Source organism: Microbacterium sp. ARD31 (assembly GCF_031844425.1).
In genome coordinates, this window is record NZ_JAUZVE010000013.1 from 158,837 (window position 1) to 171,567 (window position 12,731).

Consider the following 12,731-nt stretch of genomic DNA (forward strand, 5'->3'; position numbering starts at 1 on the left):
GCAACAGAGAGGTGGGTACAGCCGGATCATCGGCTTCAGGAAGGGCCCGAGCTCGCTCGCTCGAATCTGTCTCCGACTTTAGCCGTCACCACCGACATCGGGCCGGTGCCCGGACGGGGACAGCAGTCTTGACTGCGGCTTACGCGGCGCAATGTCGCGGTGCGTGGACATCCCGACGCTGCATACGCGTGGCCGGATTCGTTCGTTCGTCGTGTGGACCAGACGCACCTTCACACGAGGATTGCGCGCCAGCTCGAGCCCTGAGCAAGCCGGCAGGCGCCCCGCGGGATCACATCGTTCCGGCGGCGCTGGCACTGTGGCGTGGCTACCCACCTGGTTGGCCAGGTCAGGGGTCGACCCAGCGGCCCCTTGTCCACGTCGGTGCTAGCGAAGCAGGAAGCCCTTGCCCTTGGTGACCAGTGCGTCCCCCGTGAACTGCGTGGCGCTCGATGCTTGCAGGCTCACGTAGAGGGAGCCGACGAATGAGCCGCGGGTGAATTCGCCCATGCACGTCCAAGGGAGCGTGATGGAGAGGTTCTTGGCGCCGTACTTCACGACCGATCGGCATCGGGAGCTCGGGGGCACGCCGTTTCCCTGCATCCGCACCTTGCCATCGGTGTTGCGGAACTCGAACGAGCGATAGTAGGAGAACCCATCGACGATGCGATCGAAGGAGAAGAGGAACGACTGACGGGTTGCGTTCTGAGCGCTGCCATCTCGATGCACCGCGCCCACACGCACGGTGACGGTGATGGTCTTGTCGCCCGGCGCGAGCGTCACCTTGGTCAGCTCCCCGGCTGCCTTGAGACCCGCGTCCACCTCCGGGCCGTTCGACATGCCCCCGTCATTGCTCGGATCGATCTTGGTGACGTCCGCGTGCGCGGGCGCTGCGCTCAGGGCCAAGGCGGCGGCGACGAGGGCGGCGGCGAGCTTCTTCAAGGTGTGGTCTCCATCGGATGGCCTAGACAGGTCGCCCAAGGGTGCCAGCGGTGCTCTCGGCGCGCTGCGTAATGGCGAAACGGGTGGTCAGTCCTCAGCCATGTGCGTGTGGCCCGGCTCGTGCCTGGTGACCGTCACACCAGCGCGGCCGTCGGTAGGAGGTCCCTCGGCATCATTCGAACGGACTGCCGACACGGTGCAGGACATGGCCGCGGCCAGGGCCCCAGGACGCATCCGTGCCGAATGCCGAGGCCGACCACCCCTGCCCGTCCACACCCCCACCCGACTCGCCCACTCGGGCGAGTGACGAGCGTCGCACCGGGGCGTAACCTCTCGCGCAGTCCGGCGTTGGACTACCCAGTAGTAGCCACGTCAGCACCACCGGGGGAGGGAAGGGGAACCGCCGCGCATGGGTGTCGAGATCCAGGTCACCGACCTCACCAAGTCGTTCGGCAAGCAGCTCATCTGGGGCGACGTCACCCTGACCATCCCCGCCGGTGAGATCTGCGTGATGCTCGGCCCCTCGGGCACGGGCAAGTCGGTCTTCCTCAAGACCCTCATCGGCCTGATCAAGCCCGACAAGGGCTCGATCGTCATCGAGGGCACCGACATCGCCAGCTGCTCGGAGCGCGAGCTCTACGAGATCCGCAAGCTGTTCGGCGTGCTGTTCCAGGACGGCGCGATGTTCGGCTCGATGAACCTCTACGACAACGTCGCGTTCCCGCTGCGCGAGCACACGAGGAAGTCCGAGTCCGAGGTCCGCGACATCGTCATGGAGAAGATGGACCTCGTCGGCCTCCTCGGCGCCGAGGACAAGCTGCCCGGCGAGATCTCCGGCGGCATGCGCAAGCGCGCCGGCCTGGCCCGTGCGCTCGTGCTCGACCCCGAGATCGTGCTCTTCGACGAGCCCGACTCCGGTCTCGACCCGGTCCGCACGGCGTTCCTCAACCAGCTCATCGTCGACCTCAACGCCCAGATCGACGCGACGTTCCTGATCGTCACCCACGACATCAACACCGCGCGCACCGTGCCCGACAACATCGGGCTGCTCTACCACCGCCACCTCGCGATGTTCGGCCCCCGCGAGCAGCTGCTCAGCTCGGAGGAGCCGGTCGTACGCCAGTTCCTCAACGCCCAGCGCGTGGGGCCGATCGGCATGTCCGAGGAGAAGGACGCCGACGAGCTCGCTGCGGAGGCCGGCCAGGAGCTGCCGCCGCTGCCCCCGATCCCGCTCCAGCTCGACCCGTCCAACGGCGTCCCGCGCCGCAGCCAGCGGCCGGCGGGGGAGTGGTGCCGCGAGCACGGCGTGACGCCGCCCCCGGGCTCGTTCGAGTCCAGCAACGCCGGCCTGGCACCGGGGGTCTGACGCGCTGTGGCCACCTCCCTGACCTCGCGTGCCCTGGCGCCCATCGGCGTCGCCGGCAACCTCTTCGCGTTCGCGCTCGACGTCTTCCGCGGGCTGTTCCGGCGACCCTTCCAGCTGCGGGAGTTCATCCAGCAGTCGTGGTTCATCGCCTCGGTGACGATCATCCCGACGGCGCTGGTCGCCATCCCCTTCGGTGCCGTCATCGCGCTGCAGGTCGGCGGGCTGATCAAGCAGTTCGGCGCGCAGTCCTTCACCGGGTCGGCGTCGGTGCTGGCCGTGATCCAGCAGGCGGCGCCGATCGGCACCGCCCTGCTCATCGCCGGCGCCGGCGGCTCCGCGATCGCCGCGGACCTCGGTGCTCGCAAGATCCGGGAAGAGCTCGACGCGATGATGGTGCTGGGCATCGACCCCATCCAGCGCCTCGTGGTGCCGCGGGTGCTCGCCTGCATGCTCGTCGCTTTCTTCCTCAACGGCATGGTCAGCGTCGTGGGCGTGACCGGCGGCTACGTCTTCAACGTGATCCTCCAGGACGGCACCCCCGGCGCCTACCTCGCCAGCTTCACCGCCCTCGCCCAGCTGCCGGACCTCTGGATCGGCCTCATCAAGGCGCTGGTCTTCGGGCTGATCGCCGCGATCGTGGCGTCCTACAAGGGCATGAACGCCAACGGCGGCCCGAAGGGCGTGGGCGACGCGGTCAACGAGTCGGTGGTCATCACGTTCCTGCTGCTCTTCGTCGCCAACTTCGTCCTGAGCATGATCTACCTGCAGGTCGTGCCCCCGAAGGGCGGATGACGATGGCCCTCAAGGACGTCTACGCCAAGCCGCTCGCCTCGCTCGACAGCCTCGGCGAGCAGCTCGCCTTCCACCTCGGCGTGCTCAAGGCGGTGCCGCGCTCGGTCACCCGCTACCCCCGCGAGATCATGCGGATCCTCGCCGAGGTGACCTTGGGCTCGGGCGCGCTGGCCGTCATCGGCGGCACCGTGGGCGTCATCATCGGGATGACGTTCTTCACCGGCGCGCAGGTCGGTCTCTCCGGCTACGCCGCGCTCAACCAGCTCGGCACGGCCGCCTTCTCCGGCTTCGTCTCCGCCTACTTCAACACCCGCGAGATCGCCCCGCTCGTCGCGGGCATCGCGCTGGCCGCCACCGTCGGGTGCGGCTTCACCGCCCAGCTCGGCGCGATGCGGATCTCGGAGGAGGTCGACGCGCTCGAGGTGATGGCGATCCCGTCGATGCCGTTCCTGGTGGCCACCCGCGTCATCGGCGGCCTGATCGCGATCATCCCGCTGTACGTCGTCGGGCTGCTGTCGTCGTACTTCGCCAGCAGGCTCGTGGTGACCCAGATCTACGGCCAGTCCTCGGGCACCTACGACCACTACTTCAACGCGTTCCTGCCGCCCGGCGACGTGCTGTGGTCCTTCGGCAAGGTGCTGGTCTTCGCCGTCACCGTCATCCTCATCCACTGCTACCACGGCTACACCGCCTCCGGCGGTCCCGCCGGCGTCGGCGTCGCCGTCGGTCGCGCGGTGCGCACGAGCATCGTCGCCATCAACGTGCTCGACCTGTTCCTGTCCATGGCCATCTGGGGCGCGGCCACCACCGTGCGGCTGGCGGGGTGAGCGGGCGATGAGGCGCAAGTCCCTGGGAGTCGTCTTCCTCGTGCTGATGCTGGCCGGCGCGTGGGCGACCTACGGCGTGTTCACCCAGAAGTTCAGCGACTACGACGAGGTCGTCGTGCACGCCTCGCGCATCGGGCTCCAGCTCCCGCAGCGCGCGGACGTGAAGATCAAGGGGGTCATCGTCGGCGAGGTGCTCGACTACGAGCCCACCCCCGACGGCGCCGACGTGACCCTCGGCCTCTACCAGGACCGCACCGCCGAGATCCCCCGCGACGTCACCGCCTCGATCCTGCCCAAGACGCTGTTCGGTGAGAAGTTCGTGTCGCTCATCGTGCCGGAGGGTGGGTCCTCGGCGCCGCCCATCGAGGACGGCGACGAGATCCGGCGCACTGACCTCTCGATCGAGGTCGAGCAGGTCCTCAGCGACCTCTACCCGCTGCTGCGCGCCGTCCAGCCGGCCGACCTCAACACCACGCTCAACGCCATCGCGACCGCCCTCGAGGGTCGCGGCGAGCAGCTCGGCGAGAGCCTGGAGACGCTCGACGGCTACCTCACCAGGTTCAACCCCGAGCTCCCCGGGCTGATCGAGGACCTGCGCCTCACCGCCGAGGTCTCCGACACCTACGCCGACGTGCTCCCCGAGGTCGCCACCATCCTGCGCAACACGATCACCACCACCAGCACGCTGGAGGACCGCGAGGACAAGCTGAAGGCGCTGTTCAACGACGTCTCGAGGTTCGCAGCGGTCGCCGAACGGTTCACCCGCGACAACGGCGACAACCTGGTGCGGCTCGGCGACCTCGCGTCGGCGCAGCTCGAGGTCTTCGCCCGGTACGCCCCCGGCTACCCCTGCCTGCTCGGCGGCATCGTCGGAGCCGGCAAGCTCCAGGCGGAGGCCTTCCGCGGGTTCACGCTGCACATCGTGCTGGAGACCCTGCCCAACCAGCCCCGCGCCTACGGCCCGCAGGACGCGCCGGTCTACGGCGACAAGCGCGGCTACTACTGCGGGCGGCTGCCCACCCCGCCGTGGTCGCAGAGCAACCCGGTCACCCACCAGCCCAACTTCGTCGACGGCGTGGACGAACCCACGGGCAAGGGCACCAGCCGGGTCGGTCCCGGGTGGTCCGGCACCGCCGCCGGGTACGCCGGCGGCCGCGACGAGTCGGCCCTGCTCAAGGCGCTGCTCGCGCCCGGTCTCGGCGTCGGCGCGGACGACGTACCGGACCTGGGCGTGCTGCTCGTCGGCCCGATGGCGCGTGGGGCGGAGGTGTCGCTGCGATGAGCCGCATCCTCGACGCCAGGACCTCCGTGGACCTGGTCAAGCTCCTGGTCTTCGTGGTGGTGACCTCGCTCGCCACGACGGTGCTGGTGGTCACCATCGGCAACATCGGCTTCGGGTCGTCGCGCGAGTACCGCGCCGAGTTCACGGATGCCACCGGGGTGAACAAGGGCGACGACATCCGGGTCGCCGGTGTCCGCGTCGGGACGGTCAGCGAGGTCGAGATCGTCGACCGCACCCGCGCCCTGGTCACCTTCTCCGTGGACGAGGAGACCGCGGTCAACGGGGGGACGAACGCCGCCATCCGCTACCGCAACCTCGTCGGCCAGCGCTACATCTCGCTGACCCAGGAGGTCGGCGACACCCGGCGGCTGCCCGCCGGCTCCACCATCCCGGTCTCGCGCACCCACCCGGCGCTCGACCTCACCGTCCTGTTCAACGGCTTCAAGCCGCTGTTCCAGGCTCTCTCGCCCGAGGACGTCAACCAGCTCTCCTACGAGCTCGTCCAGGTCTTCCAGGGCGAGGGCGGGACGCTCGAGGGTCTGCTCGCGCACACCGCCTCGGTCACCTCGACGCTGGCGGACCGCGACGAGGTGATCGGCGACCTGATCGACAACCTCTCGCTGGTCCTCGACCACGTCGCCGACCGCGACCAGCAGCTCACGCGGCTCATCGACTCCTTCCGCACCCTCGTCGGCGGGCTGAAGAAGGACCGCAACGCGATCCTGGACTCCCTCGAGGACGTCTCGGCCCTCTCGGTCGAGACCGCCTCGCTCATCGACGGGATCCGCGAGCCCTTCGTCAAGGACATCAAGGAGCTGCGGGCCGTCGCGGGCAACATCGACAAGAACAAGGCCGAGCTCGACCGCGCCCTGCAGGTCCTGCCGATCAAGCTCAACAAGATCGGTCGTACGGCGATCTACGGCTCGTTCTTCAACTTCTACCTCTGCGAGTTCCAGGGCCGGGTCAACCTGCCCGCCGGGGCCTCGATCCCGGTGAAGTACAACACCGGCTCCGACAGGTGTGATCTCGGATGACTCCCTTCCGCGAACGCAACCCCGTCGTCGTCGGCGCCGTGAGCCTGGTCGTCCTGGCGATGGTGATGGTGGCCGCCCTGCGCGCCGACGACCTCCCCGTGATCGGCGGCGGCGACACCTACCACGCCATGTTCACCGAGGCCGGCGGGCTCAAGGTCAACGACGAGGTCCGCATCGCCGGCGTACGGGTGGGCAAGGTCGACGAGATCGAGCTCGACGACGGCCAGGTCAAGGTGAGCTTCAAGGTCGACGACGCCGCCGACTTCGGCAGCGAGACCCGGGCGGCGATCAAGGTCAAGACGATCCTCGGCTCGATGTTCCTCGCGCTCGAGCCGGCCGGCGGCGGCCAGCTCGACGAGGGCGCCACCATCCCCGCGGCGCGGACGTCCTCGCCCTTCGACGTGGTAGAGGCGTTCGAGGGCCTCGCCTCGACCTCCGAGCAGATCGACACCGACCAGCTCGCCGAGTCGCTGACCACGCTGGCCGACCTCACCCGCAACACCCCCGAGGAGTTCCGCGGCGCGCTGGGCGGGCTCAGCCGTCTCTCGGCCAACGTGGCCGCCAAGGACGAGCAGCTCAACACCCTGCTGCAGAACCTCGAGCGGGTCTCGAAGGTCCTCGACGCCCGCGACGAGGACATCATCGCGCTGATGCGCGACAGCGACGTGCTGTTCCGTGCGCTCGTCGCGCGGCGCGACGCGGTGCACGACCTCCTGGTGTCCAGCACCACCCTGTCCAAGGAGCTGACCGCCCTGATCGAGCAGTCGCGCGCGGACCTGAAGCCGGCCCTGGCCCACCTCGAGAACGTCGTCGCGGTCCTCAACAAGAACGAGGACAACATCGACGCCAGCCTCCGCCTGATGGCGCCGTTCTACCGGGTGTTCGCCAACACCCTCGGCACCGGGCCGTGGTTCGACACCTGGATCTCCAACTTCCCCCCCGTCCCGCAGGTGGGCTGACCATGGACCTCGTCAAGCGTCTCCTCGTCCCGCTCGTGGTGCTCGGCTTCGTGGCCGCGGCCGCCGTCAGCGTCCTCGGCGGCGACAGCACCAGGACCGTCGTGGCGCACTTCCCGCGCACCATCTCCGTCTACGAGGGCAGCGACGTCCGGGTCCTCGGCGTGCCCGTCGGGACGGTGACCCGGGTCGAGCCCACGGGCACCGACGTCACCGTGACGATGGCGTACGACGACACCGTGAAGCTGCCCGCCGACGCCAAGGCCGTCATCATCGCGCCGTCCGTGGTGGGCGACCGCTACGTCCAGCTCACCCCGGCCTACACCGGGACCGGCGACGTGCTGGCCGACGGCGCCGAGCTGGGCGTCGAGCAGACCTCCGAGCCCCTCGAGCTGGACCAGATCTACGACAGCCTCGACCGGCTCAACGTGGCGCTCGGCCCGCGAGGCGCCAACCGCACCGGCGCGCTCTCCGACCTGCTGTCGGTCACCGCCGACAACTTCGGCGGGCAGGGCACCACCTTCCGCCAGACGATCAAGGACTTCTCCCGCCTCAGCTCCACGCTCGCCGGCAACAAGGAGGAGCTGTTCGGCTCGGTCGAGGCGCTGGAGGGCTTCATGGAGACCCTCGCCGACAACGACCAGACCGTCCGGCAGTTCAACCAGTCGCTCGCGGACGTCTCCACCATGCTGAGCGGCGAGCGCCAGGAGCTCGTCGCGGCGACGAAGAACCTGTCCGTGGCGCTGACCGCGGTGAAGGGGTTCGTGGAGGAGAACAAGGGCTCCCTTAGCCGCAACATCTCCGGGCTCAACCGCGTCTCGAAGGTGCTCGTGCGGCAGCGCGACGCGCTCGACGAGATCCTGCACGTCGCGCCGGGTGCGCTGAACAACCTCGCCCTCACCTACAACCCGCAGGCCGGCACGCTCGACACCCGGGCCAACTTCGGTGAGTCGATCCACCAGCTCGAGGCCGACCCCGCCGCCTTCCTGTGCGGCTTCGTCGGGCAGGTGGAGCGCTCGGGCCAGGTGTGCAACCAGATCACCCGACTCCTCGACAGGAGCCGCCCGGGCGCGCTGGGTGGGGCCGGCCGGCTGCCGGCGCAGGACGTCTTCGACCCCACCCTCGGTGGTCTCGTGGAGGTGGAGCGGTGAAGCGCATCAAGGTGGTCGTGCTGGGCGTGCTGGTGGCGATGGTCCTCTCCGCCTGCGACTTCAGCGTCTACGGCCTGCCGCTGCCCGGCGGCCCCGACGTCGGCGAGAACCCGATGACGATCAAGGTCGAGTTCGCCGACGTCCTCGACCTGGTTCCCCAGTCCACGGTCAAGGTCAACGACGTCAGCGTCGGCAAGGTGACCGACATCGACCTCCAGGGCTACCAGGCACTAGTGACCCTGCAGGTGCGCCGCGACGTCGACCTGCCCGGCAACGCGGTCGCCGAGCTGCGCCAGACCAGCCTGCTCGGCGAGAAGTTCGTCGAGCTGAGCGCGCCCGAGCAGGGCGCCATCGACGACCGGCTCTCCGACGGGGCGACGATCCCGATCGAGCGGGCGGGCCGCAACCCGGAGGTCGAGGAGGTGCTCGGCGCGCTGAGCCTCCTCCTCAACGGCGGTGGCGTGGCCCAGCTCAAGACCATCACCCAGGAGCTCAACGCCGCCCTCGACGGGCGCGAGGACTCCGCGCGGTCGGTCCTGCGCAACCTGCGCACCTTCATGGGCCAGCTCGACGACAACAAGGCCGACATCGTCCGTGCGATCGAGCAGCTCAACCGCCTCGCGATCGCCGCCGAGAAGCAGCTCCCCACCATCGACAAGGCGCTCGACGAGCTGCCCAGCGCGCTCGAGTCGATCGACCGGCAGCGCGACGACCTGGTCGAGATGCTCGGGGCGCTCGACCAGCTGTCGTCGGTCGCCGTCGACGTCATCGCGCGGTCCAAGGACGCAACCATCACCTCGCTGCGCCGCCTCAACCCGGTGCTCACCCAGCTCGCCGCGTCGGGCGACGACTTCACCAACGCCTTCCACGTCTTCTTGACCTACCCGTTCGTGGACGAGGTGGTCGGTCGCGACCCGCAGGTCGCACGCAACCTGCACATGGGCGACTACACCAACCTCTCCATCACGCTCGACGTCGACCTGACGAGCGTGCCGACGACGATCCCCACCACCCTGCCGACCGAGGCCTGCATCCCCCTGAGCGCCCTCCCGCAGGACGGCCCGCTGCCCGACTCGAGCCGGCTGTGCCAGGACGCGCTCGACGCCATCAACGACTGCCTCGAGGGACTGCGCCGCGGTGACGTCACCGCGTGCATCGGGCTGCCGGGATCCGTCATCAGCGCCGTGTGCCAGCAGTACCCCGTCCCCGGCCTGTGCGGCGGCTCGGGCACCCCGACCGTCCCGCTGCCCACCCCGACCCTGCCCACCGTGCCGGTGCCCACGCTCCCGACGATCACACTGCCGGGCCTGCCGCGCCCCGGGACGTACGACACCCAGCCACCCCCCGATCCACGGCGGGGGCCGACCGTGCGCCAGCTGACCGAGATGTACGACCCCGCCCTCGTCAGCCTCCTCGTCCCCGGGATGGTGCAGCGATGATCACCCGTCGGACCAAGGTGCAGCTGCTGGTCTTCGCCCTCATCACGCTCGTCGGCGTCAGCTTCGTCGGGGCTCGCTACGCGCGGCTCGACCGCCTGCTCGTGGACCAGAGCTACACGGTGGTGGCGCACTTCGCCGACTCCGGCGGTGCCTTCGCCGGCGCCGAGGTGTCCTACCGCGGGGTCCGGGTGGGCGAGGTCGACGAGCTCCGGCTCACCGACGACGGCGTGGACCTCGTGCTCGAGATCGACGACGAGTTCGACCGGATCCCCGCCGACGCGCACGCGCTCGTCGGCAACCGCTCCGCGGTGGGCGAGCAGTACGTCGAGCTCCAGCCGCAGAGCGACCGGGGCCCGTACCTCCAGGACACGTCCGAGATCGCGCGCGACCGGACCACCACCCCCATCCAGACCGACACCCTCCTGACCCACCTCGACGAGACCGTGCGCAGCGTCGACCAGGACGACCTGCGGACGGTGACGTCCGAGCTCGGCCAGGCCTTCGGGGGCGCGGGGGAGGACCTGCAGACGATCCTCGACAGCAGCAACGCGTTCATCACCGCCGCCGACCAGAACTTCGGCGTGACGGTCGACCTGATCCGCGACAGCAACACGGTCCTGAAGGGCCAGATCGCCTCGGAGGGCGCGTTCCGCCGCTTCGCCCGCGACCTGTCGACGTTCACGACGACCGTTGCGTCCCACGACAAGGACCTCCGCAAGCTCATCGAGGACGGGTCGGTGGGCGCCAACGAGCTGCGCACCTTCCTCGAGGACAACGAGGTCGAGCTCGGCGAGCTGATCAACAACCTGGTCACCACAGGTGAGGTCGTGGTCAAGCACCTCGACGGCGTGGAGCAGCTGCTCGTGCTCTACCCGTACGTCGTCGAGGGCGGCTTCACCGTCGTCTCGAAGTCGCCCGGCACCGGGCTCTACGACGCCCACTTCGGCATGGTGCTCACCAACGAGCCGCCCGTGTGCCTCCAGGGCTACGAGGGCACCGACCGCCGCTCGCCCCTCGACGGCAGCAACCGCGCGATGAAGGAGGACGCGGGGTGCACCGCTCCCGCGTCGCAGACCAACGCCCGGGGCGCCCAGAACATCCAGGCGCCGCGCGCCGCGACCGGGTGGGGGGACCCGGACCTCGCCTACGACCCGGCGACCGGCACGCTGACCTCCGATCCGGCGAAGGTCCAGCGCCTCGTCGGGCCGCGGGTGGCCTCGCCCCGGACGCTCGGCCAGGACAGCTGGAAGTGGCTCTACCTCGAGCCGCTGCTCGGCGAGGGCGTGACGTCCGGGCCAACCGGTCGTTGATCAGGCAGGCTCCTTGGAGGAGGAGCCTGGTTCCGAGGGAGGGAACATGTCCGTGCTGTCCGAACGCGCCCAGCGGCGCGATGCCCGCGAGGGCGGGGAGGCCGCGCCCGACGCCCCGGCTCGCCCGCCCCGGTGGCGCTCGCTGCTGGCCGTCGCCCTGACGATCGTCGTCGTGACCTGCGTCGCGCTGCTGGTCTGGCTGTCCGTCGCCGACCGCGGCTCCGGCGGCGGCGGCCTCGAGCTGCCCGACGAGCGCGAGCAGGTGATGAGCCTGACCGACCAGTTCGTGAAGCGGCTGGGCACCTACAGCCCCGACATGCTCGACGAGTCCGGGCAGATGCCGGCCTACCGCGAGCAGGTGCGCGAGGTGATCACCCCCAAGTTCGCCGCCGACTTCGACAAGGAAGTGGCCACGGCGGAGCAGCTCGTCGCCCAGGGCCGGATCACCCGGACCGCGGACGTCTTCGCCACCGCGGTGTCCTCCATCGACGACGACTCCGCCCGGGTGCTCGTCGCCGGCTCCTTCACTGACAGCTATGCCCAGGGCACGGGGAAGAAGGCCCGGACCGTGCAGCAGGAGCCGCTGCCCTTCCGCTTCACCGTCGACCTGGTCACCATCGACGGCGAGTGGCTCGTCGACGACTTCACCCCCGTCAGCGGCTCGGACGGCTCGGGTTCGGGCTCGGGAGAGGGGAGCACGCCGTGAGCGACGCACCCACCTGGTACGACCTCCTCGACGTCTCGCGCGACGCCTCCGCCGACGAGGTCCGGACCGCCTGGAAGGCCCAGATCGCCGACCTCGAGCCGGGCGACCGCCGCTTCGACGCCCTCAACCGGGCGGCGAAGGTGCTGCTCGACCCCGCCGCCCGGGCGTCGTACGACGCCTCGCTGCCGGCGGAGGACGCCCACGCCGAGCCGGTGGTCGAGGAGGACGCCCCGAACACCCCGGCGCCCGTCACGAGACCCGCTGCCGCTCGGCGCGACGTGCCCACCTGGCTCCTCGCCGGGCTCGGCGTCCTCGCCGCCGGCCTCGTCGCGGCCGTCGTGTGGACCTGGACCGCGGGGGAGCGGGGCGACGGCTCGGCCGCCCGCGACGCCCAGGTCGCGGCGGAGCGCGCCGTCGTACCCGTGCTGTCCTACGACTACGAGCACCTCGACGCCGACCAGGAGGCCGCGACCGCGTTGATGACGGGTCGCTACAAGAGCGAGTACGACAAGCTCTTCGCCGTGCTCGAGGACAACGCGCCGCGCACCCAGACCCGGGTCACGGCCGAGGTGGTCGCCTCTGGCATCGTGCGGGCCGCCGACGACCGGGTGCAGGTGCTGGTCTTCGTGGACCGGCCCACGACCAACAAGCTCAGCGCCGAGCCCACGGTCTACAAGGACCAGGTGACGGTGTCGATGCAGCGCGTCGACGGCCAGTGGCTCGTCGACGACCTGGTCACCTCGCCCGTCCAGGGGTAGTCGCCGGGGCTAGCCCGACAGGGTGGGTTCGGCGCGTTCTGCTTGACCCCGGACGCTTCGGCGTTCATAGTCGTGGCCAACGCGTGGCACTCCTCCCTTCGGGAAATCGACCCCGCGTTTGAGGCGTGTCCACAAGTGCGCTATCGTGGCTCCTTGCGCCTGCCCTCAGAT

At 69.9% G+C, this 12,731-nt stretch carries 12 protein-coding genes; 11 read left to right on the forward strand and 1 reads right to left on the reverse strand.

What is annotated here, in order from left to right:
* Positions 1–384 precede the first annotated feature (384 nt).
* Positions 385–939: a hypothetical protein gene (locus Q9S36_RS26205; protein WP_311287768.1), complete on the reverse strand. Its 555-nt coding sequence runs from the start codon at positions 937–939 to the stop codon at positions 385–387.
* A gap of 409 nt (positions 940–1,348) precedes the next feature.
* Between Q9S36_RS26205 and Q9S36_RS26210 the strand changes: the two genes are divergently transcribed.
* Genes Q9S36_RS26210 through Q9S36_RS26260 form a run of 11 tightly spaced genes read left to right on the forward strand, consistent with a single transcriptional unit; the run spans position 1,349 to position 12,560 of the window.
* Positions 1,349–2,305, forward strand: a complete 957-nt coding sequence (locus Q9S36_RS26210; RefSeq protein ID WP_311287769.1) for an ABC transporter ATP-binding protein — start codon at positions 1,349–1,351, stop codon at positions 2,303–2,305.
* A 6-nt stretch (positions 2,306–2,311) separates the two neighbouring features.
* Complete coding sequence (locus Q9S36_RS26215) at positions 2,312–3,097, forward strand: ABC transporter permease (RefSeq protein WP_311287770.1); 786 nt, start codon at positions 2,312–2,314, stop codon at positions 3,095–3,097.
* Positions 3,094–3,924 carry an MlaE family ABC transporter permease gene (locus Q9S36_RS26220; RefSeq protein ID WP_396653850.1) on the forward strand — a complete coding sequence of 277 codons (831 nt, stop codon included), beginning with the start codon at positions 3,094–3,096 and terminating at the stop codon, positions 3,922–3,924. The genes Q9S36_RS26215 and Q9S36_RS26220 overlap by 4 nt, the downstream gene beginning before the upstream one ends.
* Positions 3,925–3,931: 7 nt before the next feature.
* On the forward strand, positions 3,932–5,206 hold the full coding sequence (locus tag Q9S36_RS26225) for an MCE family protein (RefSeq protein ID WP_311287772.1): 1,275 nt from the start codon (positions 3,932–3,934) through the stop codon (positions 5,204–5,206).
* Positions 5,203–6,240, forward strand: coding sequence for an MlaD family protein (locus Q9S36_RS26230; RefSeq protein WP_311287773.1), 1,038 nt, complete (start codon positions 5,203–5,205; stop codon positions 6,238–6,240). The genes Q9S36_RS26225 and Q9S36_RS26230 overlap by 4 nt, the downstream gene beginning before the upstream one ends.
* Positions 6,237–7,199 (forward strand): MCE family protein, encoded by a 963-nt coding sequence (locus tag Q9S36_RS26235; RefSeq protein ID WP_311287774.1) that lies wholly within the window; start codon positions 6,237–6,239, stop codon positions 7,197–7,199. Before Q9S36_RS26230 ends, Q9S36_RS26235 begins: the two co-directional genes overlap by 4 nt.
* 2 nt (positions 7,200–7,201) lie before the next feature.
* Positions 7,202–8,347 (forward strand): MCE family protein, encoded by a 1,146-nt coding sequence (locus Q9S36_RS26240; RefSeq protein ID WP_311287775.1) that lies wholly within the window; start codon positions 7,202–7,204, stop codon positions 8,345–8,347.
* The gene (locus Q9S36_RS26245) at positions 8,344–9,786 is read left to right on the forward strand and encodes an MCE family protein (RefSeq protein WP_311287776.1); all 1,443 of its coding nucleotides are present in this window, start codon (positions 8,344–8,346) and stop codon (positions 9,784–9,786) included. The genes Q9S36_RS26240 and Q9S36_RS26245 overlap by 4 nt, the downstream gene beginning before the upstream one ends.
* On the forward strand, positions 9,783–11,096 hold the full coding sequence (locus tag Q9S36_RS26250; protein ID WP_311287777.1) for an MlaD family protein: 1,314 nt from the start codon (positions 9,783–9,785) through the stop codon (positions 11,094–11,096). The genes Q9S36_RS26245 and Q9S36_RS26250 overlap by 4 nt, the downstream gene beginning before the upstream one ends.
* A 46-nt stretch (positions 11,097–11,142) precedes the next feature.
* On the forward strand, positions 11,143–11,802 hold the full coding sequence (locus tag Q9S36_RS26255) for a hypothetical protein (protein ID WP_311287778.1): 660 nt from the start codon (positions 11,143–11,145) through the stop codon (positions 11,800–11,802).
* Positions 11,799–12,560, forward strand: coding sequence for a DnaJ domain-containing protein (locus tag Q9S36_RS26260; protein ID WP_311287779.1), 762 nt, complete (start codon positions 11,799–11,801; stop codon positions 12,558–12,560). The genes Q9S36_RS26255 and Q9S36_RS26260 overlap by 4 nt, the downstream gene beginning before the upstream one ends.
* The last annotated feature ends 171 nt before the right edge of the window (positions 12,561–12,731 follow it).